Origin of the sequence: Hubeiibacter jixunmingi (assembly GCF_041928215.1) — a bacterium.
GTDB lineage: Bacteria > Pseudomonadota > Gammaproteobacteria > Pseudomonadales > Moraxellaceae > Acinetobacter.
Map to the genome: position 1 here is coordinate 1 of NZ_JBHFHK010000020.1, position 20,380 is coordinate 20,380.

Annotated in this window: 18 protein-coding genes; 10 read left to right on the forward strand and 8 right to left on the reverse strand. The window is 39.5% G+C overall.

The genetic code is table 11. The features are described from left to right. Positions 1-105: 105 nt before the first annotated feature. Positions 106-339, forward strand: a complete 234-nt coding sequence (locus ACEYX7_RS04655; RefSeq protein ID WP_374900253.1) for a hypothetical protein — start codon at positions 106-108, stop codon at positions 337-339. A gap of 302 nt (positions 340-641) precedes the next feature. Here the strand turns inward: ACEYX7_RS04655 and ACEYX7_RS04660 are convergent, their stop codons facing one another. Beyond that, positions 642-1,496: an ABC transporter substrate-binding protein gene (locus tag ACEYX7_RS04660; RefSeq protein ID WP_374803668.1), complete on the reverse strand. Its 855-nt coding sequence runs from the start codon at positions 1,494-1,496 to the stop codon at positions 642-644. Between the two features lie 592 nt (positions 1,497-2,088). Between ACEYX7_RS04660 and ACEYX7_RS04665 the strand changes: the two genes are divergently transcribed. Both ACEYX7_RS04665 and ACEYX7_RS04670 read left to right on the forward strand, forming a co-directional pair. Next, on the forward strand, positions 2,089-2,724 hold the full coding sequence (locus ACEYX7_RS04665) for a hypothetical protein (protein WP_374803670.1): 636 nt from the start codon (positions 2,089-2,091) through the stop codon (positions 2,722-2,724). 15 nt (positions 2,725-2,739) lie between these two features. Continuing rightward, complete coding sequence (locus tag ACEYX7_RS04670; protein WP_374803672.1) at positions 2,740-4,884, forward strand: alpha/beta hydrolase family protein; 2,145 nt, start codon at positions 2,740-2,742, stop codon at positions 4,882-4,884. Positions 4,885-4,950: 66 nt separating this feature from the next. Here the strand turns inward: ACEYX7_RS04670 and def are convergent, their stop codons facing one another. Continuing rightward, the gene (gene def / locus ACEYX7_RS04675) at positions 4,951-5,472 is read right to left on the reverse strand and encodes a peptide deformylase (RefSeq protein WP_374803674.1); all 522 of its coding nucleotides are present in this window, start codon (positions 5,470-5,472) and stop codon (positions 4,951-4,953) included. A 113-nt stretch (positions 5,473-5,585) separates the two neighbouring features. Between def and ACEYX7_RS04680 the strand changes: the two genes are divergently transcribed. The 3 genes from ACEYX7_RS04680 to tsaC all read left to right on the forward strand — a co-directional run bounded on the left by ACEYX7_RS04680 (position 5,586) and on the right by tsaC (position 8,623). Then, positions 5,586-6,728: a LysM peptidoglycan-binding domain-containing protein gene (locus tag ACEYX7_RS04680; protein WP_374803676.1), complete on the forward strand. Its 1,143-nt coding sequence runs from the start codon at positions 5,586-5,588 to the stop codon at positions 6,726-6,728. 96 nt (positions 6,729-6,824) lie between these two features. Next, on the forward strand, positions 6,825-8,027 hold the full coding sequence (gene dprA / locus ACEYX7_RS04685; protein ID WP_374803699.1) for a DNA-processing protein DprA: 1,203 nt from the start codon (positions 6,825-6,827) through the stop codon (positions 8,025-8,027). Positions 8,028-8,032: 5 nt separating this feature from the next. Then, a complete protein-coding gene (gene tsaC, locus ACEYX7_RS04690) occupies positions 8,033-8,623 on the forward strand; it encodes an L-threonylcarbamoyladenylate synthase type 1 TsaC (protein ID WP_374806596.1) in 591 nt (196 codons plus the stop codon). Between the two features lie 319 nt (positions 8,624-8,942). Here tsaC and ACEYX7_RS04695 read toward each other — a convergent pair whose 3' ends face one another. From ACEYX7_RS04695 to nrdR, 4 genes are read right to left on the reverse strand one after another with little or no spacing between them, the layout of a single operon-like run. After that, positions 8,943-9,605, reverse strand: a complete 663-nt coding sequence (locus ACEYX7_RS04695; RefSeq protein WP_374803680.1) for a riboflavin synthase — start codon at positions 9,603-9,605, stop codon at positions 8,943-8,945. A gap of 38 nt (positions 9,606-9,643) precedes the next feature. Further along, positions 9,644-10,981, reverse strand: a complete 1,338-nt coding sequence (locus ACEYX7_RS04700) for a DNA adenine methylase (protein ID WP_374803682.1) — start codon at positions 10,979-10,981, stop codon at positions 9,644-9,646. 9 nt (positions 10,982-10,990) lie between these two features. Beyond that, entirely contained in the window at positions 10,991-12,088 is a 1,098-nt protein-coding gene (gene ribD / locus ACEYX7_RS04705) for a bifunctional diaminohydroxyphosphoribosylaminopyrimidine deaminase/5-amino-6-(5-phosphoribosylamino)uracil reductase RibD (protein ID WP_374803684.1), read from the reverse strand. Positions 12,089-12,106: 18 nt separating this feature from the next. Continuing rightward, positions 12,107-12,571, reverse strand: coding sequence for a transcriptional regulator NrdR (gene nrdR / locus ACEYX7_RS04710; protein WP_374803686.1), 465 nt, complete (start codon positions 12,569-12,571; stop codon positions 12,107-12,109). A gap of 167 nt (positions 12,572-12,738) precedes the next feature. On the opposite strand from nrdR, the gene parC reads away from it, so the two are divergent. The 4 genes from parC to ACEYX7_RS04730 all read left to right on the forward strand — a co-directional run bounded on the left by parC (position 12,739) and on the right by ACEYX7_RS04730 (position 18,050). After that, the gene (gene parC / locus ACEYX7_RS04715; RefSeq protein WP_374900254.1) at positions 12,739-14,958 is read left to right on the forward strand and encodes a DNA topoisomerase IV subunit A; all 2,220 of its coding nucleotides are present in this window, start codon (positions 12,739-12,741) and stop codon (positions 14,956-14,958) included. A 24-nt stretch (positions 14,959-14,982) separates the two neighbouring features. Continuing rightward, positions 14,983-15,570: a methyltransferase domain-containing protein gene (locus ACEYX7_RS04720; RefSeq protein WP_374803690.1), complete on the forward strand. Its 588-nt coding sequence runs from the start codon at positions 14,983-14,985 to the stop codon at positions 15,568-15,570. Between the two features lie 331 nt (positions 15,571-15,901). Further along, positions 15,902-17,596: an AMP-binding protein gene (locus ACEYX7_RS04725; protein ID WP_374806598.1), complete on the forward strand. Its 1,695-nt coding sequence runs from the start codon at positions 15,902-15,904 to the stop codon at positions 17,594-17,596. Positions 17,597-17,687: 91 nt separating this feature from the next. Further along, entirely contained in the window at positions 17,688-18,050 is a 363-nt protein-coding gene (locus tag ACEYX7_RS04730; RefSeq protein WP_374803694.1) for a gamma-glutamylcyclotransferase family protein, read from the forward strand. Here ACEYX7_RS04730 and ACEYX7_RS04735 read toward each other — a convergent pair. Continuing rightward, on the reverse strand, positions 18,047-19,081 hold the full coding sequence (locus ACEYX7_RS04735; protein ID WP_374900255.1) for an SEL1-like repeat protein: 1,035 nt from the start codon (positions 19,079-19,081) through the stop codon (positions 18,047-18,049). The genes ACEYX7_RS04730 and ACEYX7_RS04735 overlap by 4 nt on opposite strands. A gap of 54 nt (positions 19,082-19,135) precedes the next feature. Then, complete coding sequence (locus tag ACEYX7_RS04740) at positions 19,136-20,371, reverse strand: glycosyltransferase (RefSeq protein WP_374900256.1); 1,236 nt, start codon at positions 20,369-20,371, stop codon at positions 19,136-19,138. Between the last annotated feature and the right edge of the window lie 9 nt (positions 20,372-20,380).

A 20,380-nucleotide genomic window follows, 5' to 3' on the forward strand; every position in this document is an offset into this window, starting at 1 on the left:
AACCGATGAATCTTTTGCTGCTAATATCTATCTGGCTGCAACAATAATCAATTTGCGTTAATTGTCAACACGCCCTATTTAAAAGGTAATTTGGAAAATAGTAGAGTGAAAGAATATTATAAATCTACATATATTAATAAACACATATTCAAGTCAGAGCATATGGTTGTTGACATATCCAACCAAAAAGCTTTGGTTAGATTTGTTGGTTACACAAAAACATCTAAAGGCATAGCTGAACTTTCTGATGTTATGGACTTGTTTTTAGGTAAAGAGACTTGCCCTGAGAAATTCGATGAAAGCTACTATGCTTTTGTAAAACAATACTCAAATTATTAATGTGGAGATATACTTATGAGTAATTCAAATAAATTTCTTTCAGATTATGCATATTTAGCAGACAGCGTATATCGGGATATTAGAAAAAAGGTAACAGTAAACAACAATGACTCTAACTGAACACCAGTGCCATCGGACTGGAAAGTGATTGAAGAGCGTAGTCATTCAGGCTTTGGGGCATTGAACCCAAATGGCTTTACCGCTCGTGCTTACTGAACATAAAATTTAGAGGCTGAATCAAATCAGCATATCTGCCAATCCACTCAGCCCTAAATTTTTATTTTAACAATGTCAAAGATAGATTATTGACCAAACCATTTTTCATTGATTTTGTTATAAGTACCATCTTGTTTGATCGTGTTTAGACCTTGATTAAGCTTTTGCACAAGCTCTGCATTGCCTTTCTTCACAGCGATACCAACGTTTATTTCTCCTTTACCAGTTTCGATGTTAAACAATCTCAAACCGCCTTCAGGATGCTGTTTGATATAGTACTGCAAAACCTTGTCATTATTGATAAAGGCATCAGACGTACCCGTGATGATGTCTTTTATACCTAAGAATGTCGTACCAACACCTTTTAAGTTATTTGGACTAGACGCAATACTTTTAGCATAGTCGTAATTAACTGTACCACTTAAGGCAACCAATCTTTGAGAACCCAAATTTGATTGGTTAATAGCATTGCCTTTTTCATCGCTTTTGGTCGCAACGCCAGTTTTGTAGCTCAAATATGGTTCGCTATAATCAATCACACCTTTTCTCTCGTCAGTGATTGAAATCCCTGCAATCCACATATCCACTTTGCCATTATTCAGTGCTACTGGGAATTCTGACCAGTTTACAGGAATGACGTCTACTTGAATACCTGCTTTTTCTGCAACTGCTTTGATGACATCAATGTCATAACCCATTGGATTGCCTCTTTCATCCAAATTGGCGAAAGGTGCATAGTTAGAATCTGTCGCAACAACATACTTTTTGCCAGAAGCTGAGTTTGATGCCGCTTGCTGACCAGCATCAGGTGAACTTGCAGAGGTAGAGCTAGTCTGAGTTGCACTGCTTTCAACTTTTTGACCATTGCTATTAGGTGTTTTATCACAGCCTGTCATCAGAAATAAGCTGATAGCGACAATATTCATTACACCAAATTTCATAAAATTACTCCATAATTTTGATAAGAAAATCAAATTTTAAATAACCATAACAACGTCTTTTCTTGAGAGTAAAAAGCGTTTAATGAAAAAAAATTAAAAGTCGATTAAGGACGAGCTTAGATAAAGTCGTTGCTTACGAAACACGATTTGTTACCCTCAAAATGGTGTTAAAGCAATTTCATTTGATACTCGTCAGAAACATTATTATAACATTGTATAATTTTTTTGAATATTCATTAGTCTATTAACTTCGCAATTTTTTTAAAATTTGAGCAAAATAAATTATTTGTTTAAATTAAAAAAATAATTTTATTGATAAAAAATATTATTTTTCAATGTCATATGTTTAAATTTATAGTTAGAAATAATAAGGGATTTTTTTGTTACAAAAAGTAAACAACTATTTTATTGTAATCCTTATTATTTAAGTATAGATTATTTTTTTTGTTCCAATATGTGCGATAGATCACATTATTAAGTATCATTTTTGTATGTGTGGAGTGCTAGAATAGGCAAACTTAAACCAAAGATGAGCTTACTTTTTCATCCGAAAAGAGATTTTACAGTGATAAAACACATATTGATACCTATCTTGATGACGCTGGTCACAGCATTAACGGCATGCAGTACGCTCGCAACATCGCCCAAAAATAAAGTAATTGAATACGATGAACAGGTCAAACTTTATGACGGTAGCTTGTTTTGGGTACATATCAAACGGCACTATGCTCTAGCGAGTGGTGCATTAGGTGATGCAGGGGCATTAGAGCATAGCTATGTACCAACACAGGTAGAGGTGAGCTGGGACACAGGATTTGAAAATATTGGTAGGCAAACAGTATTTTTTAACAACGCCGAACATGCCTTTGAATACATCGATAAGCAAAATTCGGTTTGGTATATCTATGGTGCAGTACGTGCATGTGCTTCACCAAAAGATGGCATATACGATGTCATTACAGGGCAATGTGTGGAGGGTAAAGGGCAGTTTATACAACACTCAGCTTATCTGTACGCATTGGATCAGCAGGGCTTTGTCAAAAAGAGTTTGGACGATCTGAGTACGCATTCAAACTTTAATGTTATGGACACCAGAGGGTTGCTGAATATCAGTACACCGCCATTTGAGCTAGATGGCAAAACTCTCTCATGGCAACAAAAACTCCAAATGAAAAGTACGCAAAAAACATTTGGACAGTTTTTTGGAAAATCGGTTAAAAACAACTAACAGCGGAGCGTTTTTATGAAAAACATCAGCAATCAAATGAAATCAATCTATGCCATCCTAGCTGATAGCGTGTATTGGGATGTACGAACTGACAACAACACAGGCACAGCTGCCAATCCCAATTATCAAAACGCCAACTGGACACCAGTGCCACAAGGCTGGTCAATACTTACTGACAAATCAGGAAAGACATTCGAAGTCAGTGGTTCAATTGGGTCAGGCAAAGACAATGACTTACATAAAGGCTTTACCGCTCGTGCTTATCAAAAAGAGGGCAGTAATGAAGTCGTAATTGCCTTTGCAGGAACACAACCCAAAGATATCAATGATTGGATTTTTGGCAATCTTTCATCTGCATTAGGTAAAAGCTTAGGCACAGGTGATCAAGGTCATTTGGCACAAGCGGCTATATTTTATCATCAGGTTAAGGAAGCTTATCCAAATGCCCAGATTACTTTTACAGGTCAAAGCCTAGGTGGTGGGTTGGCATCCGTGATGAGTGTATGGTTTAATCGACCGAGCTATGCTTTTGATCCAGCACAATTTAAAAGTTCAGTATTAGATTCTACAGTTGGATCATCAACCTTATCGGCAGCAAAACAAGCCGTACAAAAAGCACTAGCCGATGGCACGATCAGTAAGATAGATGCTGATTTTGCCAAATATACCCCAAGTATGTGGCAGGAGCGTGCAGAAAATATTTCAGCGACTGCGGTCAAAGGTGAAATGTTAGAGGCATATTTAAATGGTATATTGTCGCCTATCGTTGATAATGAGCATGTGTTATCAGGCAGTACATCTTTAACCAAAAATCCGATCAATGCAGATAAAAAGCATAGTCCAACGCTGTTGGCTGCCGCACTATTGGATGAAAATTTTGAAAACTATTTGACTTTACATGATATAGGGAAAGACACAGGCACAGGTAATAATGCCAATATCAATACCATGAAGCTTGTATTAGATAGACAGCTATATCACTATAAGATGTTTGATACCCATCAAAACTTTTTAAGTAAATTAGTCCGTTCGCATATTGGCACAACACTGGGAGGTGGCAAAGACTATGTAACGGGTGATAAGACAGGCTTATCATTTAAGTATCAAGATGTTTCACTTCTATCTCGTTTTGGACAAGATTTAAAAAGCATTGCCGATACACTCAAACCATATAAAGGTAAATTTAGTCAAACCGAATATGATGCCATGTATGATGCTGTGATTGTACAATCTTTGGATTGGTACTATCATCAGGACCATAACAAACAAGGTTATATCCCAAAGAATTTCTTTAGCAATACCAATGGTTTAATACAATACACGACTGCATTAGGCGATGATTTGTTACAAGCCAATGAAGTCAAAGCTAATTCATATACAAACACATGGCTATCAATGAAAATTAAAGCCGATTATGGTATGCCATTTGACGATAGTGTGTATAACAAATTGTCTCAGTGGAATATTTCGTTGACCGATACGCATGGTCATGCTTTAGATAATCATAAAACCCAATTTGCGATCGGTCTAAATGATGCGAATACACATTTTGTCTCTGGTGACAAAGACGATTATTTATTCGGTGGTAAAGGTCATGACGAACTCAATGGTGGTCGTGGACACGATAAACTTTGGGGCGGTAAAGGCAATGACATTTTACATGGCGGTGCTGGTGACGATAAACTATACGGTGGCGATGGCAACGATATTCTGATCGGTGGCAGCGGTAATGATACCTTGGTCGGCGGTGCAGGCGATGACTTGTATTATTTTAAAGCAGGTTTTGGCAAAGATACCTTGATTAATGTAGAAGGCGGTTTGGATAATGTGTATTTTGATGGTATTAGCTTTGCTCAAGTCTCACAAAACCTTGAAAAACAGGGCAATAATTTGGTGTTGAAAGTGTCAGGTTCAACCGATCAACTGACCATTCAAGATTTCTTCGTGGGTGGAGATCATTCTAGTCTGAATATTACCTTTGCTGATGGTGGTTATTTTAATACCCAAGAAATCTTTAAGACCTATGGGGTAAACAAATCGGCTTTGGGTAAGCATAAAGAAGTAGATTATGATAATGCCTTATGCTCTGTGCTAGAAACACTTGCTGTACATGATAAGCAATATGGAACATTACTTGATGAAAATACCATAGGTATTTAATTTTGCGGTGTTTATCATAAAAAAAGCCATGTGAGCTAAATATCACATGGCTTTTTTTAAATCATTTTATTTTTGTGCTTTTTTTTCACGTTGCTTAATGACTTTTTCTACTTTGGCTTTGGCACGGTTACGCTTTAATTGAGATAAATAATCTACAAATAATTTGCCATTTAAATGATCCATTTCGTGTTGGATACATACAGCCAGTAAACCATCTGCGTCAATATCCATAGCATTACCGTCTAAATCTAAGGCTTTAATATTTACACGTGCAGGACGTTCCACATCGTCAAAAACCTCAGGAATAGACAAACATCCTTCTTTATAACAGTACAACTCATCGGTAAGTGGTGTGATCACAGGATTAATAAATACACGGGGTTCGCTCTGATCCTCGGACAAATCCATCACAATCAGCTGAATATGTCGATCGACTTGGCTGGCAGCGAGACCGATACCTGGTGCATCATACATGGTTTCCAACATATCTTGTGCAAGCTTACGGATGTCGTCATTGATCTCTGCGATAGGTTCGGCAATCAAACGTAATCTAGGATGGGGATAACTCAAAATAGGAAGTAAAGCCATAATTAATGCTCAACAAAATGATAAAAAAGTACAAAACATATGGCGAAAAAGTAGGTATCGCAGATAAATTATAGTATAATTCTCTGACAAACGCATTATTAGGAATGATGATAATGAAAAAATCATTGGACAGCTCAAAAGTAGCATTGAAAAATATGTTCAAACAAAATGCTGTCGCATGGGCAATTTTTGCTGGCTTGAGCTTTGGCGTTGTTGCCGATGTACAAGCCAAAAGTCCGAACCAATCTACATTGCGTGCTGATGCACCAAATGTATATGTGGTGAAGAAAGGGGATACTTTGTGGGCAATTGCAGGTCGCTTTTTAAATAAGCCATGGCAATGGCCAACAATTTGGGCTGCGAACCGTCAGATTCGTAATCCACATTTGATTTATCCAGGTGACCGCATCTTGTTATGTACAGTGAATGGTAAGCCACTCATTGGTCGTGATGAAGGTGACGGCTGTACGGGTATCATTCGTCGTGCTACAGGTACACCTGCACCAGCAGCAAGTGCGAAAATCCGTGTCGAAGCATTGAATAATGCTATCCCATTAATTCCTTTGGAAAACATTCGTAACTGGCTTGAAAAAGGCGTTATCCTTTCACCAGAAGCAAGCACGAATTTACCTTATGTTGTTGGGATGACAGAGCAACGTGTGATCGCAGCACGTGGCGACAAGGTTTATTTACGTGGTAATGGCTTGAATGTTGGTCAACGCTATGGCATTTATCGTGAGAATGACCCATACACTGTTAAGGGTGACAAAGGTAAAGAAACTGTTGTAGCAAAAGAGTATAGCCAAGTTGCTGAAGGTGCCATCACTGGCGAGCAAAACGGTGTCTATACTTTTGAAATTTTAGCCAATGAAAAAGAAGTACGCAAAGGCGATGTTGTGATGCCTGTGTACGATACGTATTTACCAACTGTATTCCAGCCAATTCCAGCCAAAGGTATTGTAGATGGTGGTTCAGTGGTGCGTGTCGTTGATGGGGTTAATGTTGCAGGTGTCAATAGCATCGTAACAATCAACCGTGGTACACAACACGGTGTGGATCTAGGACATTTATTCTCACTACAACAACGTGGCGAGATGAGTACAGATCCAAAAACAGGTGAACAAGTGCGTCTGCCTGATGAAGAAATTGGTCATGCTCTAGTGTTCAAAACGTTTGATAACATGAGCTATGCTTATGTGACTGACAGCAGTGGTCCAATCCGTTTGGGTGCAAGATTAGCAACACCAATGGAATAATCACGACGCTTAGTCACGAATATTGTAGAATATAGTCAGCCTAGGCTGGCTATATTTTTATGTGTTTTCTCACTATAGGTGAATCAAAGGAGTGTCATCATGCAAACACTAAACAGTGAACAGATTAATCGTATTTGCCTTTGGCACTTGCTACAGCATTCCTTAAGTAGTTATAACAAAATCACGGCATATTTTGACGATATCAGCTTGGCACTTAGACCAGACAGCATCAAGACTTGGCAACAGTTAAATTTACATAAAAATCATATCGAACGTTTACAGCAACATTTTACGCCGCAAGGACAACAAAATTTTCAGCATCGTTTAGATTGTTTGTCACGATTTTGTGATGATGTATTGTTCTGTGATGATGAAGATTATCCGCAATCGCTACAACCTTATGAAGACAAACCGCCTATGCTATTTGTGCGTGGCGATGCACGTATTCTTAATCAGGCACAGATCGCTATAGTCGGTAGCCGACAAATTAGTCCACAAGGTGGCAAAGTTGCATTTGATTTTGCCGATTATTTTTCCAGTCAAAACTTTATTACCGTCAGTGGCTTAGCAAGTGGTATTGATGCAGCAGCACACCGTGGTGCGATCAAACAAGGTAAAACTATCGCTGTGATTGCAACAGGCTTAGACGAATGTTATCCAAGTGAGCATTTGGCATTATGGCAAAATATTATTGATGCAGGTGGTGCGGTAATGAGTGAGTTTTTACCGTTTACCCCACCTCATAAAGCCAATTTCCCTCGTCGTAATCGTATTATTAGTGGTATGAGTCTAGGTACTTTGGTGATCGAAGCAGGATTAAAGAGTGGTTCGTTGATCACTGCCAAAGCAGCATTAGAGCAAGGTAAGCAGGTGTTTGCTATTCCTGGGCATATTTATAGTCAATATCATCAAGGTTGCCATCAGCTTATTCGTGAAGGAGCCACACTTGTTGATCAGCCAAATCAAGTGATTGAAGACCTAACCATGTTTGATATCGCCCATTATCGACCTGTATCCACCGCACCAACAAGAAAGAAAGCATCAAACGCAAATACAAATTCAACGATGCGTCAGCCTCAAACAGCAACACAAGCAATATCAGCTGAAAAAGTTGAGCAACCAATAGATATTCCATTGCATTTGCAGGATATTTATCAAAAAATTGATTGGACAGGCATTTCAGTCGATGATTTGGCTATATCATTAAATATTGGTATTAGCGAGTTAAACGTGGCTTTGTTAGAATTAGAATTATTAGGTGTGTGTAAAGCACATGCAGGGCGTTATGTCAGAATTTGAGCCAAATGAATATGCAAAAACCAGTCACAGACTACGAAATTAACGATGTATCAGACGCAGTGAGCCTGATTCGGCGAGGTGAGGTGTTGGCCTACCCCACAGAAGCTGTGTGGGGCTTGGGCTGTGATCCTTATCAAAAAGACGCTTTTGACAGATTATTAGCACTAAAACAGCGTCCTGTGGAAAAAGGCGTCATTCTTATCAGCCATGATGTTGATATGCTGATGCCTTTATTACAAGATTTGCCAAAAAATATACAAAAACAAATGTTAAAATCTTGGCAGGTGAGTATGCATGAGCGTGCTACGACATGGATTGTACCTAGCCATTCGAGTATTCCATCATGGATTACGGGACAACATGATAGTATCGCTGTAAGAGTGACACAACATCCACTTAGCCGAGATATATGTCAAACTTTGGGGCACTTATTGGTATCGACAAGTGCTAATCCATCAGGACGACCGCCTGCAACCACAAAACAGCAAGTGAAAGATTATTTTTCAGGTATTTTTATTGTAAACGGATTATTAGGACAGAGTAGTGAACCAAGTCGCATTATTGATTCTCGAACGGGAACTGTGTTACGTAAATAGACAAATTTTAGCCATTTGGAAGTCATAAAATAATTTAAGTGTTACATAACTATCTATTTTTTCAATAAATTTTCACAAAAGAAAACTTGGCATCATGATGGATTTCGCTATAATGCAACCATCCCTTAAGCATCTAGATTATATTGCTTAGCAGTATATTTTAGATTGTTTTTCTACCTAGACCGTCATCCCTAAGGTCTAGGTTTTTTTTGTCTATGATTTTTGAAAACACATCATTTTCGTATAAAAATTCACTACTGAAAAAATCCGAAGCCATCTCACCGATTTTTTATGAAAGGCTTCTGATCAGAATAATTGATTATTTTAGAAAACCATTTTCCGCCAAAAAAGACATATCCAATTTTGAGCTTGGGTTGTCTACTTGTGTAGCTTTATCGCCCAGTAATAAACGTTCGATATAACGTGCCAAGATATCTACCTCAATATTCACTTTACGTCCCACTACCCAAGTGCCAATATTGGTATGCTGTGCAGTATGGGGAATCAAGTTTAAACTCACGATGCTGCCACGCAAATGATTGATGGTGAGACTAATACCATCGACAGTGATTGAGCCTTTTTCTGCCAAATAACGTGCCAAATCGTGAGGGCAGGTGACTTCAAAATATAGTGAACGAGCGTCATGACGCACCAAAGTAATTTCTGCAACAGCATCGACATGTCCACTGACAATATGCCCACCAAAACGAGTGGTCGGCAACATGGCTTTTTCCACATTCACCGCTTGCCCTACTTGCCAATGCTGTAAGGTACTACGTTGAATGGTTTCCCGAGAAACATCAGCAACATAGTAATTTTGACCAAATTCAATCACCGTCAAGCAAATACCATTGGTCGCAATAGAATCGCCCAATTTGACATCCGACATATCCAAATCAGTATGAATATTTAAACGGATATCACCGCCAATATTTTGCATGGCTTGCACTTTGCCGACATTTTCGATAATACCTGTAAACATGTTTCACCTTAATTTTTGCTTGATTTGTAAGATTGCAATTACCATAAATCCAATTGCGTATTTGGTCCTGTGGTATCCACACCGCCCAATTCTGCCGAATGGTACAATTGCCCCAATAACTGGCGAATTGGCGGCCCTGATTTGGCATGAGTATCAGTAATGACAATAAACTCTAGCACACGCGCACGATCGGATTGGCGTTGTTTGCTGACCCGATAGCGTGGCACATCTTGGGTAATCAAAGTCACTCGACCACGCTTTAAATTTGCCTCTAGCACGTCTTTGGCAGCAATATTGCCATCAGTACTATAACTGGTCAAAATATAGCGAGCATTAATGCTGGCAAGTAATTTTTCATAAGCTTCTTGGGCATGTTTTGACGAGTTATATGGACTCGGACGCTGTTTACGCCATGCACGGTCGATACCACTTTTATAGCCTTTGGTATCGGGTGGCGGCAAATCCACTTGATCCCACAATGTCAAAGCATTTAACACATGATAATTACTGCTATAAGCATGTTGATTATACGGTGGGTCTAAGTACGCCACATCGACTTCAAAATTGGTCATTTGATTGGCAAGATATTGCGCATCAACACACCACATCTCGGCAGCGGATTGGGCGTGATTGCCCACATCACAAAATTTACTTGGGCTAAGCCACAATAACGAATCAATACGTTCTAAAGCAGTCTGTGTCTTACCGCCCCAACCATGGTGAAAGCTTTTAAATACGCCACTGGTATTACTGACAAAACTGGCAGAATACAACAATGGTGCGAGCAAGGCACTCATTTCTATAGGGTCAATCACCGCTTGGGCTTGCCATGTAGCAATTTGCTGACGCATGGCATCAAGTCGCATACCGTTACGTCTTTTGAAAAATAAACGATCACGCTGTGGGTCATAAATATCATCATTGCGTGGGCAAAGATTGTGTGTCACCCAACCTTTGACTTCGGGTAAATGATTGAGCATATTGATGGCATTGTCATAACCGCCAAGCTGAGCAAATTTCGGCTCACTGGTACACGCCAATAAGGCATGATTCAAAGCATAGCTATACGGTTCCCAATCATTGGCAATCACTCGATAACCATGCTGACGTGCCAAACGTGATACCACGCCACTACCTGCAAAAAAATCTACAAAAATGGGTGCTTTATTATTCTTTTTACTTTTACGTACTTTGACAGGATTACCCGCATCATCAAGATCAATCGGCAATGTACCCGTAAGTTGTAACGCCTCCAAAATAAGGTGTAATAAACGACGTTTGTTGCCCAAATAAGGTACCAATTGATGAAATAAATATTCATCAGTGGTACGAGCCGCATGGCGGCGTTTGTGATAAATCGAAGCGTCTTGGGTCATAATCGGGTATCAATAAATAGGCTTTAAGCGTAAACGGATATCGCGTTCAAGCTGTTGTATTTCAAGTACATCAAAGTGTAAAGCTTGGGAAAGTGTATCAAGATGGAGCTGATTTAGGGCACGGGCATCTTGCCCCAAATACATCGGAGCGACATATTGTAACACTTCATCGACCAGTTGGTGTTGTAAAAATGCAGTAGCCAGTGTTGCACCACATTCCAACAAAATATCATAAATTTGAAAGTCTTTTTTCAAGGTCAATAATAACTCATCAAGTGGCATAACATCGAGCTGAATCACATCTTTATCTGCCAATTCTTGGCGAAAAGGGGTCATGACAATGACTTTTTTAATTTCACTGTGTTCAGGATTCAAAATTTTGGCATCCAAAGGCAAACGCCCTTGTCGATCTAAAATAATCCGATAAGGCTGAACCACATCAATATCTAATTCGGACAATGGCTTACCATATAGGCTACGCACATTCAGCAAGGCATCATCCGCCAAAATGGTATCAATGCCTGTCATCACCGCAGCACTGCTGGCACGCCAAAACTGCACATCTTGCCGAGAAAATTCACCCGTTATCCATTTCGATTCACCGGATGCCATCGCTGTACGTCCATCCAAACTGGTGGCAATTTTTAACCGTATATAAGGCAAACCACCTGCCATGACTTTGAGAAAACCTTGATTTTGCGCGATAGCTTGTTGTTCTAAAATACCGATTTCGGTGATAATGCCTGCATCATGCAAAATCTGTACGCCTTTGCCTGCCACCAAAGGATTGGGGTCAAGTGTGGCAATAATCACTTGTTTTATGCCTGCTTTGACTAAGGCATTGGCACAAGGTGGCGTGCGTCCATAATGGGCACATGGCTCTAGCGTTACATAAGCGGTTGCACCGTGTGCTTTATCACCTGCGTCTTTTAAGGCATAGACTTCAGCATGTGAACCACCGACTGGGGCGGTTGCACCACGACCAACAATTTCGCCATCTTTGACAATCACACAGCCAACAGCAGGATTGGGGCGAGTGCGAAAGCGTGCAGTTTCTGCCATATTTAACGCTTGTTGCATAAAAAAATCATGTAATTGATTCTTCATTATTTTTTCCTTTAATTTTTATTCAGATTGATTTTTTTGGTTCATTTTTTCAATATGCAAACGAAACGCATCGACATTTTGAAAATCTTGATAAACGGAAGCAAAACGAATATAGGCAACATGATCCAATTGATACAAAGCTTGCATCACAATTTCACCTATAGTCATCGATGGAATATCACGTTCGCCGAGACTGCGAATTTGTTTCTGAATGGTAGATAAGGCGGTTTCGATTTGTTCTTGGGTCACAGGGCGTTTTTGTAGGGCGTGCATCAGCGAGCGACGTAATTTTTGTTCATCAAAAGGTTCATTGCGTCCATTGGCTTTGATGACACGTGGCATCACCACTTCATAGCTTTCAAAAGTGGTAAAACGTTCTAAACAATTTAAACATTCACGACGACGGCGAATTTGTGCACCATGTGCTGCCAAGCGTGAATCAATTACTTTACTATCAGGGGTATTACAAAATGGGCAGTGCATAATTGTATATCTTTGATGCTTTGCAATGATGCTAGTTTAACATAGATTGTCATAAATAAAACGTCATCATCTGTCGCTTATTTTTGGCTTTGTCGTAAGATTGTTTGGTAGTGCAATTATTCTTGGTTATACTATTGCTGATATTTTTAGATTGACTGTATTGTCTTATGACTACACAAAATACCCAAGCTACAGAAAACCGTTCACTGGCAGAATTTACAGAGCAAGCTTATCTCAACTATGCCATGTACGTCATCATGGATCGTGCCTTGCCGCATATTAGCGATGGCTTAAAACCAGTACAACGTCGTATCGTGTATGCCATGAGCGAATTGGGTCTTAAAGCCAGTACCAAACCAAAAAAATCCGCCCGTACCGTGGGTGATGTAATTGGTAAATATCATCCGCATGGTGATAGTGCTTGTTATGAAGCCATGGTATTGATGGCTCAGCCTTTTAGTTATCGCTATCCATTGATTGAAGGGCAAGGCAACTGGGGTTCGCCTGATGATCCAAAATCTTTTGCGGCGATGCGTTATACCGAATCAAAACTCTCTGCTTATAGCGAAAGTTTATTATTAGAATTGGGGCAGGGAACAACCGATTGGCAAGATAACTTTGATGGTTCATTGCGTGAGCCTGTGCATTTGCCTGCACGTTTGCCGAATATTTTGTTAAATGGTACAACAGGGATTGCCGTGGGCATGGCGACCGATATTCCACCGCACAATTTGCGTGAAGTGGTCAAAGGCACAATAGAACTGATTAAAAAACCTGAATTAAACGACCAACAATTACAACAATTTATCCCTGCACCTGATTTGCCGACCAAGGCGGAAATCATCACCCCACAAGCCGAATTACTCAAAGTACAAAGCACTGGGCGTGGCAGTTATCGTATGCGTGCAGTGTATCGCTTGGAAAAAAATGAAATTATTATCGAACATTTGCCTTATCAAGTATCGGGCTCAAAAATCATTACCCAAATCGCTGATCAGATGCAAGCCAAAAAATTGCCATTTTTGACTGATGTGCGAGATGAATCGGATCATAAACACCCGACTCGATTGGTACTGGTATTGCGTTCGAATAAGGTCGATGCCGATGCGGTGATGGGGCATTTGTTTGCCACCACCGATTTGGAAAGTAGCTATCGGGTCAATCTCAATATGATTGGGGCAGATGGTCGTCCGCAAGTCAAATCTATTCGTCAGATTTTATTAGAGTGGATTGAAATCCGTAAAAACACCATTACTCGTCGTTTGCAATATCATTTGGATAAAATCGAAAAGCGTTTGCATATTTTGGCAGGTTTGTTGATTGCCTATTTGGATATTGATACGGTGATTAAAATCATCCGTGAAGAAGACAAGCCAAAACCTGTATTGATGTCGCATTTTGGCATTGATGAAGTGCAAGCCGAAGCCATTTTGGAGCTCAAATTACGCCATTTGGCACGTTTGGAAGAAATGGAAATTCGCAAAGAACAAGACGAATTGGCAGCCAAGGCGGAAGTGATTCGTGAACAATTGGAAAATCCTGATAGCCTAAAAAAATTGATGATTGATGAGTTGAAAGAAGATGCCAAAAAATATGGTGATGAACGTCAATCACCATTGGTCGAGCGTGGGCAAGCCAGTGCCATACAAGAACAAGACCTATTGCCTGCTGATGCGATTACCGTGGTGTTATCCAAAGCAGGTTGGATTCGTGCCGCCAAAGGGCATGATATTGATGTGCAAAATCTAAGCTATCGTAGTGGCGATGAATATCAAAGTCATATGCAAGGCAAGTCCAATCAACGGGTGTATTTGTGGACGGATATCGGGCGTAGTTTTGCTTTGCCTGCCAATCAATTGCCGTCTGCACGTGGACAAGGTGAGCCATTAAGCTCAAAACTAAACCCTGCATCAGGCACGCAGTTTAGCCAAGTATTGATGGGTGATGATGAGCAAATTATTTATTGTATCAGTAGTCAAGGTTATGGTTTTAAAACTGAATTAAAACAATTGGATACCAATGCCAAAGCAGGTAAAGCGATTTTGAATGTGGCGGACAATTATCAAGCCTTACCACTATTATTGCAATCGGAAAAAAGCCATTTGGCGGTACTGACGCAAAATGGTCGGTTATTGATTGTTACACAAGATGATGTGGTATCGCTTAGCAAAGGTAAGGGCAATAAAGTGATTCAGCTTGAAGCCGAAGATAAAGTATTGGCACTCACTGCTTTAAATCTGGACAACGATGCCCTAAAAATCCAAGTTGGCAAACGTGACTTGACGCTAAAAGGGCAAGATTTGGCAAACTTTGTAGCGAAACGTGCGACCAAGGGCAAATTGCTACCGCATGGTTATCAAAAAGTCACTGCGATGAATTTGGCGTAATTTTTTGAACGCTTGGAGAAAATGATGACACAGGATTATTGGCAAAACCGTTATGACACAAAAGCGACAGGCTGGGATTTAGGGGCGATTTCACCGCCGATTCAAGCTTATATTGAACATCTGATTGCTAAAGGCGTGGATAAAAATAGTCGTATTTTGATTGCAGGGGCAGGCAATAGCCATGAAGCCGAGTATCTGCATCATCAAGGTTTTACGCAAGTTATCGTGGTTGATATTGCACAGACACCCTTAGAAAACTTTGCTGAACGTGTGCCGAGTTTTCCTAAAGCATATTTAATTCAGACAGATTTTTTTGAACTAGATCCAGTAGATGTGCAATTTGACTTTATTATTGAACAGACTTTCTTTTGTGCGATTGACCCGAGTCTACGACCTGCTTATGCCAAAAAAATGCGTTCTTTGCTCAAGAATCATGGTGAATTATTTGGTTTATTATTCGATGATGATTTTGCCAAAAATCCTCCTTTTGGTGGACATCGAGCAGAATATCAAAGCTTATTTGAGCAATATTTTGACCAAGTGTCTATTGAGCCGTGCTATAACTCGATTGCATCACGTCAAGGGCAAGAAGTATTTATTCGATTAGCTTAGTGCATAAGCGTACAAATCACCGCCGAATATCAAATTAGTCGTGTAATATTTGACTACAAAGTCAGAAATTTCATGCCAATTTTACGCATAATTTTGTTGTGGCAGAGCATTTGGCAATGAAAATGAGATAAATTGAAGTAAAAATCTCAAACTTTGCGACTATTTCTGCGATTTTTACCGATTTTGGATGATAAAAGTGATCTAAATGATAATGCTTTACTTTTGCACTACAGAGATGGCATATTTTAATATCGCCAAGTAATACAAACTGTGCTAATTTATCGGAAGGCTTACATCATTTTTTTTGTATTATACGGGAGTGTTCATAAATATGGATAGAGTTTGGTTAGACACCTTTAAAGAGTACGGCATTGAAAAAGAGATTTTTTTGCCATCGGAAAATACATCTCTGATCGATATTTTTGAAAAAAGTCTAAAGCAGTTTGCATCACAAGATGCGTTCGTATTTATGGATAAAGCGATTACTTATGCTGAATTGGATCAATACAGCCTTAGTTTTGCTACCTATTTGCAAAGTTTGGGCTTGGGCAAAGGCTCGCGTGTTGCGTTGATGATGCCGAATATCTTGCAGAATCCAATTGCGATTTTGGGTATTATTCGTTCAGGTTGTGTATTGGTCAATGTCAATCCACTCTATACGACACGCGAGCTTGAGCATCAGCTTAAAGATTCGGGTGCAGAAGTATTGGTTACTGTTGATCGTTTCGCGCACGTTTTCGAGCCGATTCAAGATAAAACGCCTGTCAAAAAAGTGATCGTGACAGGTATTGGCGATATGCTTGGTTTCCTAAAAGGTAACATTGTTAATTTTGTACTGCGTCACGTGCGTAAAGAAGTGCCTGCATGGAATATTACCAATGCACTGGATTTTAAAGACGCATTATCAAAATCAGCATCAAGCTATAAGCGTCCAACAATCAGTCTAAGTGATACCGCAGTGCTTCAATATACAGGCGGAACCACAGGCGTGTCTAAAGGTGCGGAACTCACGCATCGCAATCTGATCGCAAATATGCTACAAGTAAACAGTTTCTTTGAAAGTCGCTTTGGTAAAAATGCAACCTTGCAAGGCGAGTATTTTGCGTGTGCATTGCCACTGTATCATATCTTTTCTTTCACGGTTTGTGGCTTATATGGCATGTATAAAGGTGCGAGCAACGTATTGATTGCCAATCCACGTGATTTGCCTGCATTGGTCAAAGATTTAGAAAAATATCGTCCTGCACTATTCCCTGCTGTAAATACATTGTTTAATGCAGTGGTTCATCATAAAGACTTCCAAAAGCTTGATCATAGTAATCTAAAAGTTGCAATCGGTGGCGGTATGTCTGTGCTTGCTGCGACTGCAAGCAAGTGGAAAGAAGTCACTGGCGTATCTATCACAGAAGGTTATGGTTTATCAGAAACATCTCCTTTGGTGACGGTCAATCCACCAACACGTACCGAATTTTCGGGTATGATTGGTATTCCTGCTCCACAAACTGATGTGATCTTGCTAGATGAAGAAGGCAATGATGTCACAGGTCAGGTGGATGATAAGGGCGAGCCTGTTCCAGGTGAAATCGCTGTACGTGGTCCGCAAGTCATGAAAGGTTATTGGAATCGTCCAGATGAAACCGAAAAAGTCATGACCAAAGATGGTTTCTTCCGTACTGGTGATATGGGTATTATGGATGAGAAAGGCTATTTCAAAATCGTGGATCGTAAAAAAGACATGATCTTGGTTTCTGGCTTTAACGTTTATCCAAACGAAATTGAAGAAGTAGTGGCAAGTCATCCAAAAGTATTGGAAGTAGCGGCGATTGGTGTACCTGATGATAAATCGGGTGAAGTGCCAAAATTATTTATCGTCAAAAAGGATGCAAGTCTAACGGCAGAAGAGATTTTAGCTTATGCTAAAGAAAATCTAACAGGTTATAAACGTCCACGTTATGTTGAGTTTATGACTGAATTGCCAAAATCAAATGTCGGTAAAATCTTGCGTAAAGATTTACGCAATAAATAATTGCTGTCATTTATAAGATAAAATAGAATAGGTAAGCATTTAGGCTTGCCTATTTTTTTATTTATTTTAAGCCATAGAAAAGGAAAATTTGATGTCAATTAATAAGCTATTTGTGTATGGCACACTTGCCCCTGACCGTGAAAATGCCCATATTTTAAAACCTATCCAAGGAAAATGGTATAAAGCCAGTATGCGAGGACTTCTGTTGCCCAATGGTTGGGGAGCGGCTTTGGGTTATCCTGCAATCATTCCAAAAGATAGCGGTGAAATCGTTCATGGACAGATTTTTGAGTCGGATGATTTGGATCAGCATTGGCAACGTATTGACGAGTTTGAAGGCGAAGGCTACCAACGCTTGGTCGTACAGGTATTGGTAGAAAGTGAAAAAGGCGATTTTTATGTTGATGCCTATGTCTATGCCTTAAATGGCATGGATGAGCGAATCCAATTTTAATTGTACAGTTCGTCCAATTCTTGCATTATTCTACAAGCTTCTTTATGACTATTATCGCAAGCTTTTTTAAACCATTGTTTAGCAATCACTCTATCTCGTGCCGTACCCCGACCTAAAGCATAGAGTATTGCAAGGTTGTTTTGAGCTACAGCTAAATTTTGTTCTGATGCTTTTTGATACCAATATAAAGCTTGAGCATAGTCTTGTCTTATACCTTGACCATCATCATACTTTACAGCCAGATTATATTGTGCTTCTGCTAAACCTTGTTCAGCTGCTTTCTTATACCAATAGGTTGCTTGTTTGTCATTTTTCGGTACACCATAACCAAAATTATACATCATAGCAAGATTTGCTTGTCCGCTGTCTAGTCCTTGTTCTGCTGCCTGTTTAAACCATTGGAATGCTTTTTTAAAGTCTTGTTTTACATTTTCGCCATTTTTGTAGATGACACCTAATGCGTTTTTGGAAAAAGCATCGCCTTGCTCGGCTGCCTTGGTGTACCAATAGATTGCTTGCTCAATATCTTTCTCTACAAATTTCCCTTCTCTATAGATTTCAGCAAGTTGATATTGAGCTTTGAGAAATCCTTTTTCAGCAGCTTGTTTAAAATAAAAAAAGGCTCTGCTGTAATCTAGAATAGTTTTATCCTGATTAAGGTATAATACACCAAGATTGTAAATAGCTTCCAAATAGCCGTGATTTGCAGCATTTTCCAAAAGTTGTTTTGCTTTTTGATAATCTTTAGGCACACCAGAACCTGTGGCATACAACAAGCCAAGATTATTTAATGCGAGAATATTTCCTTGTTGCATCGCTTTTGTGTACCAGTAAACAGCTTGTGCATCGTCTTGTTTTACGCCTGTGCCAGTACCATACATTACCCCTACATTAAACTGTGCTTCGGTATTACCTTTTTGGGCTTGCTGTAAAGTAATTTTAAAATCGGGAATAACATTATCTTTCGCTTGGGTATTGACTGAACCAAATATCAAAGCCAAGCTCAGCACTGCAATAAATCGTTTTTTCATTTTAAAGTCCTAAATCTTCCATAAAGTACAATCTTTAATATTGAACATGATAAATCACTCTGCAATCAAATTCAAAAAATGCTGTTGTAACTTTATTGTTTCATCATCATTTTGTTTTAAGTTTTTGACAAAACGCTGTATTACTTGTTGATGCTCAGATGTATCCTGTTGATAGTACTCGATTAGAAGTGCCAATACACCCAATGTAAATCGTGTCATAGCAACATGATACTCCCCAAGATAACAGAGCTGACGCACTGCATAGTAGGCGGTATCATGTCGCTGTAATGCCATTGCACTGCGTGCCAAGTTATAAGCAGGTGCAAAAATGTGTACTGGGCTATCAACGTGAAAACTTTTTGCAGGATCTGGCATCGGCATATTGATGGCTTTTTCACACAAATCAAATGCCAGCTCAGGGCAGCCATGCTCAAGATAATATTCTGCCAAATGCATAAAGGATTCAGCATGCTGCGGATGCTGTGCAGTAGCTTGCCACCAATGGTCTAATGCAAGTAAAGGCTGTTCTTGTAGTAAGTAGAGTTTCCCTAGCCAAAGTAATAAATAACGTTTAAGTTCAGTATAGGGCTGACTATAGCTTAAACATATTTTGTACCAATGTATTGCCTGTGCATTATCTCCATAATCTCGCCATGACTGTGCACAGAAAAAAGCAGTCTGTGATTTGATATTATGATGATTATCTTGATAATTTTGATAAGCTTCAGCAAGGATTAGTGCATCATCACGATATTTGTGTGGATTGCGATTGCGTGCACCAGTTCGCCCTGATAATACAAAATAATCACCCTGCAAAAAACCAATTTGAGTATCGGTTTTTTTACTGACGATCTGCTCATGTACTACGCCTAACCAATACCATTGCCCATCATTTTTTACCAGTAGATAACGGCTATAGCAACGAAGTGCATCTAGATCATTGCTCATCTTGAGATTATAAGCATCGCAATCTAGAGCGGGTAGATGTAAAGGTTGCCCAACAAAGCGATCATCAGCATCAAAAAATAACACATAATCACTTTTACCTAGTGTAGCATCTAATGCCAACTGGCGATTGTGTTCAAAGTTACACCAAGGATGATGCAATAATTCGCCTGCAATGCCTTTTTCGTTAAAAAAATCTTGGATAATCTCAGCCGTGTTGTCACTCGAACCTGTATCTGCAATCACCCAATAATCAATCGGGCAATGCTGTAAAATATTGGCTAAAGTGTCGGCAATAATGGCACTTTCGTCTTTTACAATCATATTTAAGCAGATGGTTGGCATGAGATCTAT